Source organism: uncultured Treponema sp., assembly GCF_934725225.1.
Lineage (GTDB): Bacteria > Spirochaetota > Spirochaetia > Treponematales > Treponemataceae > Treponema_D.
The window spans coordinates 47,694-65,251 of sequence record NZ_CAKVAM010000003.1; the positions used below are offsets into that span (position 1 = coordinate 47,694).

Annotated in this window: 18 protein-coding genes; 7 read left to right on the forward strand and 11 right to left on the reverse strand. The window is 38.1% G+C overall.

Features of this window, described 5'->3' with window-relative positions; all coding sequences use genetic code 11:
• Window position 1: 1 nt before the first annotated feature.
• Complete coding sequence (locus Q0H92_RS05120; protein WP_296012629.1) at window positions 2-382, reverse strand: hypothetical protein; 381 nt, start codon at window positions 380-382, stop codon at window positions 2-4.
• 104 nt (window positions 383-486) lie between these two features.
• On the opposite strand from Q0H92_RS05120, the gene Q0H92_RS05125 reads away from it, so the two are divergent.
• The 4 genes from Q0H92_RS05125 (at window position 487) to Q0H92_RS05140 (ending at window position 4,958) form a co-directional block, all read left to right on the forward strand.
• A complete protein-coding gene (locus tag Q0H92_RS05125) occupies window positions 487-852 on the forward strand; it encodes a helix-turn-helix transcriptional regulator (RefSeq protein WP_296012630.1) in 366 nt (121 codons plus the stop codon).
• Window positions 853-1,140: 288 nt separating this feature from the next.
• Window positions 1,141-1,416: an STAS-like domain-containing protein gene (locus Q0H92_RS05130; RefSeq protein ID WP_296012631.1), complete on the forward strand. Its 276-nt coding sequence runs from the start codon at window positions 1,141-1,143 to the stop codon at window positions 1,414-1,416.
• 70 nt (window positions 1,417-1,486) lie between these two features.
• Window positions 1,487-3,814 (forward strand): methionine--tRNA ligase, encoded by a 2,328-nt coding sequence (gene metG / locus Q0H92_RS05135; RefSeq protein WP_296012632.1) that lies wholly within the window; start codon window positions 1,487-1,489, stop codon window positions 3,812-3,814.
• 16 nt (window positions 3,815-3,830) lie between these two features.
• Window positions 3,831-4,958, forward strand: a complete 1,128-nt coding sequence (locus tag Q0H92_RS05140) for a peptidoglycan bridge formation glycyltransferase FemA/FemB family protein (RefSeq protein WP_296012633.1) — start codon at window positions 3,831-3,833, stop codon at window positions 4,956-4,958.
• 21 nt (window positions 4,959-4,979) lie between these two features.
• On the opposite strand, the gene Q0H92_RS05145 is transcribed toward Q0H92_RS05140, so the two are convergent.
• The 9 genes from Q0H92_RS05145 to Q0H92_RS05185 form a co-directional block, all read right to left on the reverse strand.
• Window positions 4,980-6,944, reverse strand: a complete 1,965-nt coding sequence (locus tag Q0H92_RS05145) for an alpha-amylase/4-alpha-glucanotransferase domain-containing protein (RefSeq protein ID WP_296012634.1) — start codon at window positions 6,942-6,944, stop codon at window positions 4,980-4,982.
• 9 nt (window positions 6,945-6,953) lie between these two features.
• Window positions 6,954-7,556 (reverse strand): 4Fe-4S binding protein, encoded by a 603-nt coding sequence (locus tag Q0H92_RS05150; protein ID WP_296012635.1) that lies wholly within the window; start codon window positions 7,554-7,556, stop codon window positions 6,954-6,956.
• Entirely contained in the window at window positions 7,550-8,110 is a 561-nt protein-coding gene (locus tag Q0H92_RS05155) for a hypothetical protein (protein ID WP_296012636.1), read from the reverse strand. The genes Q0H92_RS05150 and Q0H92_RS05155 overlap by 7 nt, the downstream gene beginning before the upstream one ends.
• A gap of 1 nt (window position 8,111) precedes the next feature.
• Window positions 8,112-8,726: a hypothetical protein gene (locus Q0H92_RS05160; protein WP_296012637.1), complete on the reverse strand. Its 615-nt coding sequence runs from the start codon at window positions 8,724-8,726 to the stop codon at window positions 8,112-8,114.
• Window positions 8,727-8,753: 27 nt separating this feature from the next.
• A complete protein-coding gene (locus Q0H92_RS05165; protein WP_296012638.1) occupies window positions 8,754-9,257 on the reverse strand; it encodes a hypothetical protein in 504 nt (167 codons plus the stop codon).
• Between the two features lies 1 nt (window position 9,258).
• The gene (locus Q0H92_RS05170) at window positions 9,259-10,335 is read right to left on the reverse strand and encodes an RnfABCDGE type electron transport complex subunit D (protein ID WP_296012639.1); all 1,077 of its coding nucleotides are present in this window, start codon (window positions 10,333-10,335) and stop codon (window positions 9,259-9,261) included.
• A gap of 9 nt (window positions 10,336-10,344) precedes the next feature.
• Window positions 10,345-11,619, reverse strand: coding sequence for a hypothetical protein (locus Q0H92_RS05175; RefSeq protein ID WP_296012640.1), 1,275 nt, complete (start codon window positions 11,617-11,619; stop codon window positions 10,345-10,347).
• A gap of 63 nt (window positions 11,620-11,682) precedes the next feature.
• Entirely contained in the window at window positions 11,683-13,077 is a 1,395-nt protein-coding gene (locus Q0H92_RS05180; RefSeq protein ID WP_296012642.1) for a hypothetical protein, read from the reverse strand.
• Between the two features lies 1 nt (window position 13,078).
• A complete protein-coding gene (locus tag Q0H92_RS05185; RefSeq protein ID WP_296012644.1) occupies window positions 13,079-13,552 on the reverse strand; it encodes a divergent PAP2 family protein in 474 nt (157 codons plus the stop codon).
• A gap of 46 nt (window positions 13,553-13,598) precedes the next feature.
• Here Q0H92_RS05185 and Q0H92_RS05190 point away from each other — a divergent pair, with 46 nt between their 5' ends.
• The 3 genes from Q0H92_RS05190 to pcnB all read left to right on the forward strand — a co-directional run bounded on the left by Q0H92_RS05190 (window position 13,599) and on the right by pcnB (window position 16,619).
• Window positions 13,599-14,543, forward strand: coding sequence for an RluA family pseudouridine synthase (locus tag Q0H92_RS05190; RefSeq protein ID WP_296012646.1), 945 nt, complete (start codon window positions 13,599-13,601; stop codon window positions 14,541-14,543).
• A 3-nt stretch (window positions 14,544-14,546) separates the two neighbouring features.
• Window positions 14,547-15,410: a hypothetical protein gene (locus Q0H92_RS05195; protein ID WP_296012648.1), complete on the forward strand. Its 864-nt coding sequence runs from the start codon at window positions 14,547-14,549 to the stop codon at window positions 15,408-15,410.
• 84 nt (window positions 15,411-15,494) lie between these two features.
• On the forward strand, window positions 15,495-16,619 hold the full coding sequence (gene pcnB, locus Q0H92_RS05200) for a polynucleotide adenylyltransferase PcnB (protein WP_296012650.1): 1,125 nt from the start codon (window positions 15,495-15,497) through the stop codon (window positions 16,617-16,619).
• Here the strand turns inward: pcnB and Q0H92_RS05205 are convergent.
• Entirely contained in the window at window positions 16,616-17,545 is a 930-nt protein-coding gene (locus Q0H92_RS05205; RefSeq protein WP_296012652.1) for an alpha/beta hydrolase, read from the reverse strand. The genes pcnB and Q0H92_RS05205 overlap by 4 nt on opposite strands.
• Window positions 17,546-17,558 lie beyond the last annotated feature (13 nt).

The following is a 17,558-nucleotide window of genomic DNA, read 5'->3' on the forward strand; positions in this document are numbered from 1 at the left end:
ATCAGTTTAAAACTGCCTCCGGCATATCATCTCTCACAACTTCCCTTCCGCAGTCATAAATCACCTGACCGCAACCATTCGCACAGAAAGTTTCAATCAAACTTTTATGAATTTCATCTCCACCAAGCCACACAGACTTATCTTCATCCGAAACTGGTGATAAAGTGCATACATATAGAAGAATTTGTTCAGTTTTGTCCGCTTTTAGCCGTTCAAGCACAAAAGAAAGCATCGACTCATCAACGCCATTCGGGAAAATCGTTATTTCTTTTTCCGCCCAAAAGTCGCTGGTTTCACTTGTGAGAAAATCGTGCATTCCGTTTATTTTTTTCTGCGTGAATCCGTCTGGTGCAGAGCCGCAAAGAATGGCGTGTCGGGTCAAAATATAAACACCTCTAAAAAAATACAATCTTTAAGATTGTACAAGTATACAACTTTATCTTATAGATTGCAAGTTTTTAAAATCAACATCTTAAAGTATGTACAATGAGTACAGAAAAAGAAACTGCAAGCAAATATAGCAAGGAATTTTCAGACAGGCTGCGCTATTTACGGAACGAAAACAAAATTTCCGCGCGGGAAATGAGCATTGCGCTGGGGCAAAATGTAAACTATATAAATTTAATTGAAAACGGAAAACGGCTTCCGTCTCTTCAAGGATTTTTTGCAATATGCGAATACTTAGAAATTTCGCCTGCAGATTTTTTTGATTCTGAAAATTTTTTCTCAGAATACTTTGAAAAAACAAAAAATATAGAAAATGAGAAAAAAGAACTTATCTCTTTCTTTGAAACTTTATCAGTTGAACAAGTTTCTTCTATTCTAAATTTAATAAACGCTTTCAAAAATTAAAATATTTTAGTCCGCACCACGGACATTCACACATCCGCATAGCGGACACGTACATATCCGTGCCACGGACGTAACCATATCCGCCATGCGGACTTGTACATATCCGCGACACGGATTTTTTTTCATAACGGAACTTAAATCCACGTTGTACTTTATATTGATAACATATTTATAATTTTATATTATTAGTCCGACTGTCGAATTTTATGTTTTATTGTCATTATCGGGCTTGCCCCGATAATCCATACAGGTTGTTTTGCAATACTTGAAATATAAACAGAGGACAACATGACATTATCAATTGATAAATTCGGACAGGTTCTTATGTCTCGTCCAGCAGGAAAAGAAGCTTTTCTTATGGCAAAAGCATATATTTTAGACTCTCTAAAGCCTTCTGAAGTACTTTCGCTTGACTTTGCAAATGTAAAAGTACTTGCACCATCCTGGGCAGACGAGTTTATAACAGGATTAAAAACAAACTATAAAAATAAAATTGAATACTTAAATACAGACAATGAATCAGTTTCAGCATCTTTGAAAACAGTTTTATCATCCCCAATGTAAATAATTGAACTCTTCCTTTGCTCAAAAATCCCTTGTGGACAAAGGCTCATTTTGTTATAATTGTAACATTATGGAAAATATTAAGAATTTAAATAGAAGACTTGTAACTTCAGCCCTTCCCTATGTAAACAATATTCCTCATCTTGGAAATTTAATACAAATGCTTTCCGCCGATGTTTTTGCAAGGTTTTGCAGAAGCCGTGGATACGAAACTCTTTATGTCTGCGGAACTGATGAATACGGAACTGCCACAGAAACACGCGCTGTTGAAGAAAAGAAAACTCCGCGCGAACTTTGCGACTACTATTACAAGCAGCATGACGAAATCTACAAATGGTTTGACATTGCATTTGACAAATTCGGGCGCACTTCAAATGAAGAATGCACAGAAATAACACAGGCAATGTTCAAGGATTTGGACAAAAACGGATTCATAAAAGAGCATACAAACAAGCAGCTTTTCTGCCCTTCATGCCAGATGTTCCTTGCGGACCGCTATGTTCACGGAGTCTGTCCTAAATGCGGATTCGAAGATGCAAGAGGCGACCAATGCGACAAATGCGGCTCACTCTTAGACCCTATTGAGCTAAAATCTCCAAGATGCGTAACCTGCGGTTCTACTCCTGAAATAAGGGAAACCCGGCATCTTTACATAGACCTTCCTTCAATCAGCAAAAACCTTGACTCTTGGATGAACAAAACAAGCGTAGAAGGAAGATGGTCAGACAACGCAATAAACATAACCAAAGCATGGATAAGAGACGGACTTAACGAAAGAGCAATCACGCGCGATTTAAAATGGGGAATTCCTGTTCCAAAAGCCGGATACGAGAACAAAGTTTTCTATGTCTGGTTCAACGCGCCAATCGGATACATTTCAATAACAAAGCAGCTTGCCGATGAGCTTATTGCAGCATCCAAGCCTTCATTTGACTGGAAAAGCTGGTGGCTCCCAGAAGAAAGTGAAGAAGCAAAAAACAAGTCGCCGGTTGACTTGTTCCAATTCATTGGAAAAGACAACATTCCGTTCCACACAGTAATTTTCCCATGCTCGCAAATTGGAAGCGGACATAACTTTACAAAATTGTTCCACATGTCTTCAACTGAATATCTTAACTATGAAGACGGAAAATTTTCAAAAAGCCGCGGCGTAGGCGTATTCGGAACAGACGCAAAGGAAAGCGGAATCAAGGCAGACGCTTGGAGATTCTACATTTTCTACAACCGCCCGGAAAAACAGGACTATCAGTTCACTTGGAAAGAATTCCGCGAGCGTTACAATGGAGAGCTAATCGGAAACCTCGGAAATCTTGTAAACCGCACGCTTCTTTTTGTGCAGAAATATTATGATTCAAAAATTCCAGACGCTCCAGTTGACGAAGAGCTTTGGACGCAGGTAAAAGAACACGAGGCAAAGGCAACTGAATATCTTGAATGGGCAAACTTAAAAGACGCCTTCCATGAAGTGTTTGCAATTTCAGACATCGGAAACAAAGCGTTCCAAGACACAGAGCCGTGGAAAACAAGAGAAACAGACCCAGAGCGAGCCGCAAAACTCATTCACAATCTTTGCTACATGATAAAAGACCTCATGATTATGGCGCATCCGTATATGCCGCAGTTCGCGGAAAAAATCATGTCTTACTTCGGAAAGAAAATCAGCGAGCCGCGCTTTAACGATGAGCAAAAGCCGGAAGGTCTTGACTGGTCTGATCTTGGAAACACAGAAGGTTTAAGCGAAGTTTCGCCAACGGAAGTTTTCTTTACTCCTCTCGATCAGAAAACAATGGAAGCGTTCAGACAGAAATTTTCTGGAACACAAAAAGATCGCAACGCAAAGCCAGCTGAAAAAAAACAAAAGAAAGAAAAGAAGCAGATTGAAGTTCTTCCTTTTGAAAAGCAGGCTGAATGGTTCAATAAAAAAATCGAGCTGAAAGTTGCAAAAATCACAAAGGTCGAAAACAATCCTGAAAGCGACAAGCTTTACATTGAAACTCTTGACGACGGAAGCGGAACAGAACGCATTATCCAAAGCGGACTGCGCGATTTCCTAAAGCCAGAAGAACTTCTTGGAAAACATATAATTCTTGCTTCAAACCTTGCGCCAAGAAAAATGCGCGGAGTTGAAAGCCGTGGAATGCTGCTTGCCGCCGACTACAAAGATGAAAACGGAAAAGACTGCGTAGAGCCTCTTGAAGCTCCTTGGGCAGAACCGGGAACAAAAGTTATTCTTGAAGGCTCATCAGAAAATTCCAAGCCGGAGCAAATTCAAGCGGAAGACTTTTTTGCAGTTGAAATAAAAGTTTCAGATAAAAAAGTGCAGATCGGCGGAAAAACTCTGACCGCAGCAGGAAAACAAATTTCAACTGTAAAAACAAAAAACGGCAACGTTCACTAAAAACCGGAAAAGCAAAATGCAGAATCAGGAGCAACGTTTTTTACAAACAGAATTTTGGGCAGACTTTAAAGGCAGGCACGGCTGGAAAACATATTTTTTTCTCTTTGATGGAGAAAATGTTTCCAAAGTTGAATCCTTTAAAGAATGCAAGGAAAATGAAAAATGTCTTTCAGTTCTTGTGCGCTCGTTCAGCTTGAAAATCAAGAAATTCAGCATAGCGTATATTCCAATGGCTCCAGAATTTTCCAGCAATGAAGAAAACCTTAGCCAGAAATTTTCAAATGAGCTTGAATCAATTTCAAAAAAAATATTCAAGTTTCTGCCGCAAAACACAATCTGCATAAGATTCGATTCTGCGCTGGATTTTGAAAATCTTGAAGAAAGAAACAATTTTGTTGCAAATGAAAAAAAATTTTTAAAGCAAAACAAAATTAGCAAAGAAAATTTCAGCATAGAAAAAACTGCCACGGACATACAGCCGCCTGATACAGTTTTGCTTTCGCTTTTGGAATCCGAAGAAAAAATTCTTTCTGAAATGAAAAGCAAATGGAGATACAACATAAGGCTTGCGGCAAAAAAAGGCGTTGAAGTAAAATCCTATTCCGCAAAGGACGCTGATTTTCCAAGCGCATTTGAAGAATTTTTTAAGCTTTTCATGCAGACAAGCGAGCGCGACGGAGTTCAGTTTCATCAAAAAAATTACTATCTTGACTTGTTAAATTCAAGCGCAGAAACTCCAAACGCTCCGGTTGTAAAACTTTATCTTGCAGAGCATGAAGCAGATGTTCTTGCAGGAATTATTACTTTGTTCTGCAAAAAAGAAGCTGTTTATCTTTACGGCGCATCAGGAAATATAAAGCGGAATTTTATGCCGGCTTACTTGCTCCAATGGAATGCAATCTGCGACGCAAAAAAATTCGGTTGCCCTATTTATGATTTTTACGGCTGTCCGCCAGAAGAAAATAAAAACCATCCAATGCACGGCTTGTTCCTTTTTAAAACTGGTTTCGGCGGAAAACTCATTCACAGGCCAGGAAGCTTCGATGTTGTTCTAAAGAAAAACTGGTACGCATTCTATAAGACAGCAGAAAAACTTCGCGCCTGGTTCTACAAGAATCTAAAGAAAAAACTTGCAGGAAGATGATAGCCTGATTTCACGCTAATGTTATTTTTTTAGAGGCATAACACTCAAGTTGATTGTCTTTTCTTTTTCCATTCCGGCGGAAAGATTTATATTCCAAAAAAGGGCGACTTTATAAGTAGAAGAAGTTACTTTTGGCTCAAGGCTGTCAACTGGGCGTTTAAATGCAATCATCGCGCAGCTAAGCCCGGAATCTTCATTCGGCTCAATCACAAAAATGCGCTTATCCGCGGAATCTTTTACCTGAATAATTGAAATGCCCTCATCGGCATAAAAAGAATCAGGCAAAAAAAGACGTGTTTCATTTAAAATAGCTTCTGTAGAATACTGGCTTTCTATTTCAAATTTCTTGTCAAAGCGCGTCTGAGCAAAATTAAGCTCAACTGCAAAAACTGCGTTCAATTCAATCGGGCTTTCATTCTTTAAAATATACTGAACTGTAATTCCGCTTGAAGAAAAAGTAAAATTTTTTCTAAGTTTTACAGGAAGCTTCATAGAAGAAAAAAGTCCGTTTCCTTCAAGCTGAATTTCTTTTCGCTTGGATTCAAGTTTTTTTTCTGAAAACTGCGAACTAGAAAAAATACAGTTTTCAATTGTTTCTTCTGCCAAATATTTTTCAAACTTTTCAGGCTCAATCAAATGGTCGGAAAAAAATCCGCGGCTATAAAAATCCGTTCCAGAATCAAACTTTTCAATCCGGGAAAGGCTTGCCGCATAGTTAGCCCCGTTCTTTATAAAATTGAACTCAGAAATTTGTCCGCCGTGCAAAGAAACAACCGCATTATATTTTTCCATCTGGCAAATATATTCGTTGAGCCCGTCTCCGTTGCAGTCAAAAGAAGTAAGCGACTCTCTGAAAATTTTTGCAGCTTCACGAATCAGGCGTTCAGCTTCATTCAAAGCGCGAAAAGCTTTTTGTCTTTTTTCAGCAGGGGAAGGCACTCCAAATGCCGGCGACAGATAATTTGTTCCGTCCTGCGCTTTCCAAAGCATTTCAGATGATGCAGTTTTTCTAACTTTGTCTCCGCCCTTGCACTGCGAAACCAGCATACTGATATAAACCATACGCTCATAAAGCCGCTTGTTCTGCGAATACAAATTCAAATAGTCATGTATTGTTGGCGGAAATCCAGTTTTGTTTTCAACCTGCTCAAACGGAATCAAGCTCCACTTGGAAATTTCACTGTTCATTCCAGCAGGAATATAAGCCGGAGAAAAGCACTTTGATTTTTTCAAATACAAATATGGAGTTGTAAAAGAAACATCTTCTGCATTTTCAGAAATAGAAGAAAAGCATTGCGATTTCATAAAAGAAGCGAACTGCTCGAATGAAAAGCAAAGAGACAGCACAGGCTCAAAAAAATCATCTGAAAAAGAAAATTGCTCAGGCTTAATTTTTGAAGCAAAAGTTTTTATTCTTGAAGTCCATTCTTCAAAAGATTCATTTTCAAGCGGAATTAAATTTTTATAGGACGGAAAAATTTTTATGCTTCTTCCCTGCTCGCTTGCAATCAGCGGACAGCACTTTAAATGTTTTTTCGGAACAAGAGAACTGTCCAGAAAAATATATTCCATTCCGCACGACTGAAAAGTTGAAACAAGGCAGAAATCCCAAATGCTTCCGAACAAAGTCATTCCGCACGGACGTTTTCCAATTGTTGAGCGGACAAGCGAATTCATTTTTTCAATCTGACCGCTTCTGTCCATTGGCAAAAGCAAAGGAAAAATCGGAGAATAATATCCGCCGCCGATTATTTCAATCTGTCTTTTAGAGGAAAGCTCATGAAGAAGTTCTATTGATTCTGGGTGTTTTTTTTCGTAATGGGCAAGCTGCGGTCCTGAAAATCCAATAGTAAGAAAAAAATCTTTATGAGAATATAAAAATGAAAGCAATGGTTTAAAAACATTCTGATAGTTTTTTTCAAGCAAAACAGTTTCATCAGAACTTTCTAAATCAGCATTTAGAACAAGACAGAATTTACTTTTCATTAAAGCAGCTTACCTTTTGCAAAACATTGTATAGCACTTTTTCCAGAATTTAAAGCCTCTCTTGTCCAAAGGCAAAATTTCTTTTTCAGCAAGAAATTCCGAGCATTCTGTTTTTTCAGAGAAAGGCGAATTGCACAATGCAATTTTTTTTGTGGCGGCAGGAATCAGCTTTATAATTTTATGCGGACAGGAATCAATGCATTTTCCGCAGCCGTTGCAAAGACTGCTTACAACTGCTGTTTTATTTTTTACAGACAATGCGCCGCGCGGACAAGATTTTACGCAGTCTCCAAATCCTGCGCAAATATATTTGCAATTGTATTCTGTATCAAAAACTGAAAAGAATAAAGCGCAGTTTTTAGGGCCGTTATAATCAATTCTTTTTTCTCCGCAATTTTTTTCAGGCGAACATAGCACAACAGCTTTATTTTCTGTAGCAGAAGGAAATTCTTCAAAGCTAGATTTTTCCAAAAGCTCTGTTTCGGAAATCAAAGAATTTTCAAAAGGAATTTCCTGTTTTTTTAGCGAAGGAGACAAAATGTAAAAAATAAAAACACAGACAAAGGAAACAACAATTATAAAAAGAAGTCCAAAAAGAATCGCCGCTACCATTGAAAAACTCCTTTATTCAGCCATGAAACATTCCAGCACAAAAGAATCAGCATGATAATCGCAATGCTTGCAAGAATAAAATTATTTCTTGAGCATTCAGTTTTTCCGCCGTAAAGATCAAATTTTCTGCAAAGAGAATAAACAAAAGGTATAAAAATAAAAAATGAAAGAACACAGATGCAAGTTATAAAAACACATTCTGCAAGCGAAGAGCTTTCTGTAATGGCAACAAAAATAAATAGAAGCGAAATTGAAAATTCAACCGCGCTGATTTTTGTAGTTATTCTGATAATTGCTTCTATAAAAACCGACACAGGAATAAAAATCAAGAGAACCGCAAAAGGATAAAGCTCCGCAAGTTCAGCGGGAGCTAAAAGAGAATTCACAAAAAGATAAGACAAGGCTGAAACAGAGCTTGCCGTTATAAGCATTTTTATAGCTTTTAGCCAAAGCGGATTTTTATTTCCAGAAAGGAACACCGCCCGCTCCATTCCAATTCCATAAACTAAAACTATAGACGCATAAGAAATATAATAGAAAAAAACTGAAAACATTTTAGTCCACCTGCGAAGTTTCTATGATTTCAAAAGATGAAATTATTTTGAAAAACAATGCATTGAATAAAAGCAAAAGAACAACTGCTCCAGGAATTGAAGCTAAAAATGAAAAAGGCAAAATTTTATTTTCCGCACTGAAAATCTGAATTTCAAAAATTCCGTTTGAAGAAGGAAAAGAAATTGTTCCGTAGCCAAAGACATCTCTTATAAAGAAAAACACAAGCGCAAATACACAAAAGAAACTGCATTTTACAAGAACATTTTTCAGTTCAAAAAGAACTGGCAAGCTAGAAGAAGAATACAAGTTTCCAAGAATAAAAGATGTAAAAGCCGGCATAAAAAAAGCAATTCCCAAAACAAATGCTGTCAAAGGAGAAAAAATTATCACAAGCTGACGGACGAGTATGCAAAGAGAAACAAGCATAATCGTTACAATCACATTGTGAAGTTCCGCGTTAAAAAATTTAACAGCAAACTTTTTAAAAAGAATTCCGCACACAGACATAAGGTAAAGCAGAAAAACCATAATCAGTCCATAAGCAAATCTTCCGGGAACAGGAAGAAGAAGCGCAAATGAAAGCGGTATGTAAATATAAAGTTCGTTTTTTTTCATTTTAACCTTCCAAAAAAGCAGTCAAATTCAGCGGGAAAATTTTGAATTTAGAATCGCCGGAATTTTATTTTTCCAGTATTCAATTTGAGAATTTTCTGAATTCGCTTTTATATGAGAATTTGTTTTTCCTGCAATATGCGAAAAACCGACAAACTGCGCTCCGCTTTTATCTGAAAAAATGTAAACAGCGGGAACTGGTCCGTACAAAGTCGGAACACGAATAATCACGGCATACATTTCATTTTCAGCATTTTCAGAAATCGCTTCATACACAGAGGCTGAAACTGTAAGCGCTGTTTTTATTTTTACCCAGTTTCCAAGCTGAATATTTTCAATTCCGTTGTCTTTTAGAACTTGAGCCGTTTCTTTTTTCAGTCTGTTCTTCCAGGAATTTCTTCCAAGCAAAGTGAACAAAACAAGAACTGCAAAAAAGCCCGCAAGGATTCCGCAGAAAATTCCACACTTTATAAGAAGCGTTTTATAAAAAAGTTTTTTTTCTTTGTCTACAGTTTCAATTTCATCTTCAAGCATTTTAAACCTCGCTGATTTCCTTTAGGCGCGGAACAAGTTTTTTGGAGACATTTTCGTACAGCTTTTTATCTTCAAAAAATTGAATCACAGGAGAAATCAAATTTATAACAAGAATCAAAAAAACATATCCTGCAGAAGAAGTTCCGCTTCCGATTATAAGAAAGCCAATCAGCCCGGCAAAAGTTCCGTAAAGAATTTTTCCCCACAAAGTCATTGGCAAAGTTCCGTACCATTGCAAAAGATAAAGCGTGCAAAACAAAGTTCCGCTTGTAAGAAGAGCAAGCAAGATGTCGCCTTGAAATGGAATTCCGCCTATAAAAAACGGAAGCAAAAATCTCACCAAAAATGAATAGACAAAAAGGAAAACTGCAGGAACAACGTAATCCACCATGTCAAACGAAATCAATATAATGGAAGAAACTAAAGTTATAAAGTTGAATCTAAAAGCCGGAATCACAGAACCATTGTCCCAAAACAAGCTCACATATCCATCTGGAATTGAAATTCCAAAAAATTTAAATATGTAGCTATTCAAAAATTCTGTAATCGAAGAATCCAATTCAAGCAAAGGAACTGTTCCATTTTGAATTAGAGAAAGAGCCGCATTTCTTGCCTGAAGATCCTGCGCAGAAACAGCAAATGGAGGAAACGCAGAAGGATTCAAAAAATACAAAACAACAATGCAAAGCGCAACTAAATTAGCCCAGGACGAAGCAAAGTTTCCGAATACAAATTTTCCAAGAAGCAAAGTAAAAAACACAACGGCAAAAACCGCATAGACTGGATAAACAGAAGGAATCAAAAGTCCTGCAATCAAGCCTTGAATTACAGAAATTCTCCAAGTATGTTTTTCAGTCTGCTTAGAAAAATAAAAAGCGGCTTCCGCGCAAACCGAGGCAAGCAACGCAAATAAAAGCACAACAAGAGAATCAAAGCTTTTTGAAACCGCCAGCATAGCGACCTGCACAAGAAGAAGCGCAATCATCACAAACGAAATTGTTCCAAGTGAATAAGATGCGCTTGCAAACGGATTCAAAGTTATTCTTGCACAATGTTTTTTTAATTCTGTATTTGTCATTTTTTTTCCTTATAACAAAGCTATTGTCTGGCTCAAAGGCAGGCGCGAAGGACAAACGCTGTTGCAAACCGAGCAATGGGAACAGAGCAAGCTTGTAGCGCAAAGTTCTTTTGGAAGATGATAGTTTTCAACCAGATGCTTGTAAAGCAAATCAGGCGAAAGTCCTTCCGGGCAGACGTTTCGGCATTTTCCGCATCTTATGCAGTTTTTTTCATCCTGAACGCAAAGCTCCGTTGCCGGAACAAATTCCAAAGACTTTATAGATTTTGTAATCGGAATATCCAAAGTTGAAGCCGCCATTCCTGTAATCATTCCGTTAACAACAATTTTTGAAGGAGGAATTTTAAATCCGCCGCATTGCTCAACAAGACTTTTTATGGAAGCTCCGATTCTTGCCTTGAACATTCCAACAGATTTCAAGCAGCTTCCATGCACATGGACGTAACGCTCAATAACAGGAATTCCTTTTACGACAGCTTCAAAAACTGAAAATGCAGTTTCAGGATCTAAGAAAAGGCACTTGCTGTTTACTTTTGAAAATTCTGAATTCTTGGAAGACTTGCGGATTGTTCTAATCAAATTCTGCATGAAGCCGCAAGGATATTTTTCTGTGTCGGCATTTACGCATAAAAAAGAAACATTGCCAAAAATCTCTGCGGAAATTTCAATGTCAGATTTCTTTGGCAAAACAAAAACAATTCCTTTCGCGCTAAAAGCCTTGCAGCAAATCAACGCGCCTTGAACAACTTCCGAAGTAATTTTTTTTGCAATGAAGCTGTCTGTAAATCGGCTTGGATCTTCGTCAAACATTCTGACAATTACGAAACGTTCTTTTACAAGATTTCCGCGGGCTAGCTGGGCGCAAAGAGATTCAGTTTTTTTGCTGAATGTGTTTACAATTCCCTTCACTTTAAATTCTTCAAGTAAAGTTTCTGTGTTCAAAAAATTCCAGTCAACAGAAGGAAGCTTTTTTCCAAGATATGAAAATGCGCCGTCTGTAGAAATTTCCGCAGCAGTTCCCAAAGTTCCATCAGGAAGCGTGCATCTAAAAATCGAAACTATTTTTCCCGGAACAGAAGAATGAATGTTCGCGCCGTCCGCAAAATTTTTTGGAGAGGCGATTATCTGTCCTTCCCTCACAATGTCGCCCGGCTGAAATCCGCAGGAATACTCCGCCTCGCTCGACTGCCTGAACGGAATTACAACTTTCCGCGGCAAAAAAGCTCTTACAGAATCCTGAAACATCGGATGTCCAGGCAAAACAAAATTATTCACAGTCTTCATTTATCTTTTTTCCCAAAGCTGTCCGTAAAAAACAGGCAGCAAACTTTTTTCAAAAAAATCAGCTTACAAACTTCTGCGCCGGTTCGATTTTATTACGTACAAAAGCAAAAGAAAAACCGGAACAAAAAGACATGACAAAATCAAACTTGCGCTGAATCCGTCAGGCCGTCTGGAAACATTTTCCTTTGAGCTGTAAGCAACGCTCGTATTCTCTCCTTGTTTCAACATCAGCTTTTCAATCGCATTGTAGCCAAGAGATTCAACTTTTTTATCAATGCGATTTTTAAAATCCGAATTGAATTTCATCACAATTGAATCCGCCTGAAAAATTCTGCCGTTTTTTTCTTCAAAGCGCGGAACAGAAACAACGCTTCCCTCCTGCACATTTTCAAAGCCGGAATTTTTGTTTAAGTTTTTATACGGAAACGACTCAACATTCCAGGCCCAGCAATAAAAATCTTTAAGCGAAGGAATTGAACTTTCCGAAGAAGCTTCAACAGGAACAGGAAGCGAAACATTTTTTCCAGAAGCAAAGCTGAAATTAGAAGCGAAAATAAAACAAAAAAGCAAAACAAGCAAAGGCGCAAGGCAAAGAAGCGTATGGAAAGCCGTCGCAGGATACATAAGCGGAAGCTGAGGCGCAGAAAAAATTTTTACGGTTTTAAAAGAATTTCTTGAATCCATAAAAGCCTCAAAAGTTCCCAAAAGAAAAAGAGCTGAGCAAGAAGCCAATCCGCATAAAATCATAAGGAAGCCTTCCTGCGCTCCAGAAAGCAAGGCAATCAAAAATGAAACTGCAAGCGGAATTATAAAGTACGGATTTTTTTTAAGCACAGAAAAAGCTTTTTTTCTTCCCCAAATCCGCTGAGCCAAATAGCATGAAAGCATATACAAAACAGCCGCCGCCGCAATAGGATAAAACGGCTTTGAAAAAGACAAAAGCAAGCTAAAGCAAGCTGATAAAAAAAATGGAACTTTGTTTTTAGACAAATACAAAAAAGTAAAAAAAACTATAATGCAAACAACTGGAACTGCAAACGGATACTGCTGAATTCCATCAATTCCAGCCTGAAGCCCGTTTTCCTGCGAAAGATTTTCCAAGGCTTTTATAATCTGCTGGCCTGAGCCATTCGGAATATAATAAAGCAAAAAAGATTTTGAATAGTCAAAAAAATATCCAAGCCGGCTTTTCAAATATTCATTGTAAGAATCTGGAAGAACCGGCGTAAAGTCTGAAACCAACGGAATCTGCTGGCGGCCAAGACTTATAACATTCTGGCAGCCTGCGTTTTCAAGGCACGAAAGAACTTTTTCCTCTGGAATAGATTTGTCAGCGTAAACAACTTTATAGCTGTCCCAAATTCTAAAAACTGGAATGCTCCTAAATGCAAAGAGAAAAATAAAAGCGGAACAAACCGCCGCAATCGAAAATGAAATTTTTACTTTGCTAGGCTTCATTTTAAACACTGAACGCAAGTCCGATAAAAAAGCCAAGCAACGAACCGATAATGACTTCCGCCGGAGTATGGCCCTGAACTTCCTTTATCGGCTTTACTTCTTCAATTATATTTTTTGCAGCAAGAAGACGACCTATTTTGTTGAGCATTGCAGCCTGAATTCCATTTGCGCGGCGAACTCCAACGGCATCGCGGATTGTAACCAAATAAAAACCAAGTGAAAGAATAAAAACATCGCTGTTAACGCCAGAACGAAAGCCAATCGTAGTGCAAAGCGTAGCTACAAGCGCGGAATGGCTAGACGGCATACTTCCTGTACGCCACAAAAGAAGTTCGAACAATTCTTTTAAACTATGAACTTTTCCAGAGAAAAGCTTTATAAGAGTTTTTACAAGTTGAGCAGACAGCCAGCTGAATAAGCACGCCAAAAAAGCAGGCTGAGAAAAAAACAAATGGAGCTGTTCCTTTAAATTCATGGCAAGAATTATAGCATATAAGCATAAATTATTCTATAATCGACGCATGGAATTTATAGAATTTGAAGCGAAGGAGGACGACAACGGAAGACGGCTGGACAAAGCCGTAAAACGAATATTTGAATCGAAAGGAATTCAGCCCGAAAATATTTTCAAGCTCATAAGAAAAACGCTGATAAAACTGAACAATGCAAAGTCAGCTCCAGAAGACAGAATCAAAATCGGAGACAAAATTTTCATAGCGGATTTTTTGCTAAAAGAAAATGCAGCCAGCAAAAATAAAACTGAAAAAAATTCAGCGCAAAAAATTCATGGCGATATTTCAGTTCAAACTGCATTTAAAAACGAACATTTATGGATAATCAACAAGCAAAGCGGTATTGAAGTTCAGCCTTCAAAAAATTCAAGTTTCTGCCTCGCTGATTTTGTCGCGCAAAACACAAAAACATCTTCCCTTTCATTCAGGCCGGGACCGCTTCACAGAATTGACAAATTCACAACCGGACTTGTCGCATTTTCACAGAGCTTGCAAGGCGCAAAATGGTTTTCGGAAAATATAAAAAATCACAGCATAAAAAAAACTTATCTTGCAATTGTTGAAAATTTTCTTCCTGAAAATGAATTTACGATTAATGACACAATTGCAGAAAAACCTGCCTGCACAAAAGTAAAAAAAATCGCGCAAGGAACTTTCTACGGAAAAGAAATTTCACTTGCAAAAATCAAGATAGAAACCGGAAGAAAGCATCAAATTAGAATCCACTGCGCAAGCCGCGGTTTTCCGCTTTTGGGAGACAAACTTTACGGCGGAACAAAAATTCCAAACGGAGAATTTTCTAGCTGCGGATTTTTTCTTCACGCCTGGAAACTGGAATTTCCAAAAGACAATCCTCTTTTGCTTCCAAATGAAATTTACGCAGAGATTCCGCCTTTATTTAAAAAATTTATAGAAAATTTCTTGAAAATTCCCACTGCTGAATTTATAATTTAATATATGAATTTAATTTCAAAAATGCTGCATACAGGTCTTACAGTTTTCGCGCTGGTCGGTGAAAGCGGAACAGGAAAAAGTTTCCGCGCAAAGCTTCTTGCCCAAAAGTACGGAATCGAGGCGATTATTGACGACGGGCTTCTTATAAAGGACGACAAAATTCTTGCGGGAAAAACTGCCAAGCACGAAAAAACATACATGGGAGCTGTAAGAATCGCGCTTTTTGATGACAAGCAGCACCGCGACGATGTTGCCAAAGCCCTTCAAAAAAACAAAATAAAAAAACTTCTCATAATCGGAACAAGCGAAAAAATGGCAGGAAAAATCGCCACAAGGCTTCAGATTCCGTTGCCGTCAAAAATAATCAAAATCGAAGACATTGCAAACCGCGAAGAAATCGAAAAGGCAATCCGCTCAAGGCAAATCGAAGGCAAGCACGTAATTCCAGTTCCGGCCATCGAAGTAAAAAAAAGCTACTCGCAAATTTTCCATGATTCGCTCAGGGACATTGCAAATAAAAGCAAGCTGAAATTTTTAAAGAAAGAAACTTCCGTAATGGAAAAATCAATTGTAACTCCAGAGTTCAGCAAAAAAGGCAGAATTGAAATTTCAGAAGCCGCGCTCAGCCAGATGGCAATGCACTGCATAAACGAATTCTCGCAGGAAATCAGAATAAAAAAACTTTCAATAAAAACAGACAGCCACGGGTACAGACTCATAATCACAATCGATGTTCCGTTCGGCCGCCAGCTCACAGGAGAAATTCACAGCCTGCAACAATACATAATCGAAAACATTGAAAAATACACAGGAATTTTAATTGAAGAAGTCAGCATAATAATAGACAAAATAACGGTAAACAAATAAAACAGTTTTTAAAGTCCGCTGCATTTTGCGAATGATTTTCGGGTAATTGACTTCAAAACATTTGAACATTAAAATAGTCGCACTGTGTTAGTTAGATATTCTACAGATGAAAAAGGAAATCCTGTAAAAAAAGCCGTTGTTTATACAAAAGACGAGCATTGCATAAAGCGGGAATCAATAGACCCGGACGCTATTTTTATCATTGACTGCTTAAAGAAAAACGGTTTTGACTCTTACATTGTCGGAGGAGCTGTAAGAGATCTTATTGGAGGAAGAACGCCAAAGGATTTTGACATTGTAACAGACGCAACTCCAAGCCGCATAAAAAAAATTTTCAGAAACTCACGCATAATCGGAAAAAGATTCAGGCTTGTGCACGTTTTCTTTGGAACAAAAATTTTTGAAGTCAGCACATTCCGCTCGATTATTGACGGCTCAATCGGAAACGCATTCGGATCAATGGATGAAGATGTTTTGCGCCGTGATTTCACATTGAACGCGCTTTACTACGATCCTTTAAAGCAGCAAGTCATCGACTATGTTGGCGGAGTTGAAGACATAAAAAAAGGAATTGTAAAACCTGTAATTCCAATCGACAGAATTTTTATAGAAGATCCCGTAAGAATGATAAGAGCCGTAAAGTACGGAGCTACAACAGGCTGCAAGCTTCCGCACAAGCTAAAAAAGAAAATCAGAACATCTGCCCCGCTTTTGTCGCCAGTTTCTCCTTCAAGGCTCACAGAGGAATTTTTAAAAATAATAAACGGCGGACATTCATTTGAAATTGTAAATGCGGCTTTGGAAACTGATTTGTACGAATATCTTCAGCCGGCAGCCTCAAACCTTATTCTTGAAAATAAAAAGTTCGCAAAGGCATATTTTGAAAATTTAAAAAAACTCGATGAGTTCGTAAAGCAAGACCATGATTCTAGGCTTGGCGAGCGGCTTTATTTTCTTTTAAAGGATTTTGTTGAGCAGCTCACTGACTGGAAACTAGAAGCCCAAAGCGAATATTCAGCATCGGAAATTTACAAAAGAACCTGGGCAATCTGCAGAAACTTTGTGCTTCCGATAAATCCGCAGAGAACAGAACTTGATTTTGCAGTTCGGAAACTTTTGCAGGACGCAGGAATTCAAGTAAAAACAAAACGCGCAAAAAGAACCAGAAGGCTTCACATTCAGCAGGACGTTTCAGAGCAGGAAAACTAGCTTTGCAAAAAACGCAGAATGACGTCCATGACTTCTTCGCGATTTATTTCGTTAAAAAGCTCATGGCGCGCACCTTCATAAAGTCGCATTGAAACATTTTTCATGCCGGATTTTTTGTAGCAGTCAAAAAGTTTTTTTACAGTTTTTCCGTAAGAGCCGACAGGATCAGCAGTTCCAGCAACAAGAAAAACTGGCAATTCTTTTGGAATTTTCAAGATGCTGCTTTTTTTGTGAATCTGGCGCAATCCTGAATATATGTCGCACAAAAATCCATTTGTAGCATCAAAACCGCAAAGCTCATCTTTTATATAAAGGTCAACTTCATCTTTGTCTCTTGAAAGCCAGTCAAAATCTGTGCGGAGATTTTTTATTTTTGAATTTGAAAGTCCAAAAGTCAAAAGATTCATAAAACGGCTTTGCTTTTTTGCGCCTTCAAAAAACTTTACAATTCCGCCGATAAAATTTGCAAAGGCAACAGTCAAAGGTCTAGGTCCAGCAGTTCCGCAAATAACAGCCTTGTCAATTTCATTTCCATATTTTTCAATTGCATTCTGGGCAATAAACGAGCCAAAGCTATGTCCCAAAAGAAAAATCTTTTTTCCGGGGAAAAGTTTTTTTGCATACAAAATTTCTTCGTGAATGTCTTCTGTTACCCGGTTGAATCCGTCTTTATCCGCAAGAAAACCAAGCGTTCCAGTTCCGTCAGCCTGAGATTTCAAACCGGTCTTTCCGTGTCCTCTGTGATCTTCTGCAATCAGCGCAATTTTGTTCTTTCCAAGAAATTCCGCAAAACGAGCATAACGTGCAGCGTGTTCAGCCATTCCGTGGCTCAAAACCACAACAGCTTCAGTTTCCGCCGGAATCCAATGATAAACAAAATTTACATTTCCGTCAGACATGGAAAGTTCTTTGACTTCACAATTCATATTTGCCTCTATT

Coding starts and splice junctions, on each gene's coding strand:
- Q0H92_RS05125 (WP_296012630.1), top strand. CDS start 487: ATGAGTACAGAAAAAGAAACTGCAAGCAAATATAGCAAGGAATTTTCA.
- Q0H92_RS05130 (WP_296012631.1), top strand. CDS start 1,141: ATGACATTATCAATTGATAAATTCGGACAGGTTCTTATGTCTCGTCCA.
- metG (WP_296012632.1), top strand. CDS start 1,487: ATGGAAAATATTAAGAATTTAAATAGAAGACTTGTAACTTCAGCCCTT.
- Q0H92_RS05140 (WP_296012633.1), top strand. CDS start 3,831: ATGCAGAATCAGGAGCAACGTTTTTTACAAACAGAATTTTGGGCAGAC.
- Q0H92_RS05145 (WP_296012634.1), bottom strand. CDS start 6,944: ATGAAAAGTAAATTCTGTCTTGTTCTAAATGCTGATTTAGAAAGTTCT.
- Q0H92_RS05150 (WP_296012635.1), bottom strand. CDS start 7,556: ATGGTAGCGGCGATTCTTTTTGGACTTCTTTTTATAATTGTTGTTTCC.
- Q0H92_RS05155 (WP_296012636.1), bottom strand. CDS start 8,110: ATGTTTTCAGTTTTTTTCTATTATATTTCTTATGCGTCTATAGTTTTA.
- Q0H92_RS05160 (WP_296012637.1), bottom strand. CDS start 8,726: ATGAAAAAAAACGAACTTTATATTTACATACCGCTTTCATTTGCGCTT.
- Q0H92_RS05165 (WP_296012638.1), bottom strand. CDS start 9,257: ATGCTTGAAGATGAAATTGAAACTGTAGACAAAGAAAAAAAACTTTTT.
- Q0H92_RS05170 (WP_296012639.1), bottom strand. CDS start 10,335: ATGACAAATACAGAATTAAAAAAACATTGTGCAAGAATAACTTTGAAT.
- Q0H92_RS05175 (WP_296012640.1), bottom strand. CDS start 11,619: ATGAAGACTGTGAATAATTTTGTTTTGCCTGGACATCCGATGTTTCAG.
- Q0H92_RS05180 (WP_296012642.1), bottom strand. CDS start 13,077: ATGAAGCCTAGCAAAGTAAAAATTTCATTTTCGATTGCGGCGGTTTGT.
- Q0H92_RS05185 (WP_296012644.1), bottom strand. CDS start 13,552: ATGAATTTAAAGGAACAGCTCCATTTGTTTTTTTCTCAGCCTGCTTTT.
- Q0H92_RS05190 (WP_296012646.1), top strand. CDS start 13,599: ATGGAATTTATAGAATTTGAAGCGAAGGAGGACGACAACGGAAGACGG.
- Q0H92_RS05195 (WP_296012648.1), top strand. CDS start 14,547: ATGAATTTAATTTCAAAAATGCTGCATACAGGTCTTACAGTTTTCGCG.
- Q0H92_RS05205 (WP_296012652.1), bottom strand. CDS start 17,545: ATGAATTGTGAAGTCAAAGAACTTTCCATGTCTGACGGAAATGTAAAT.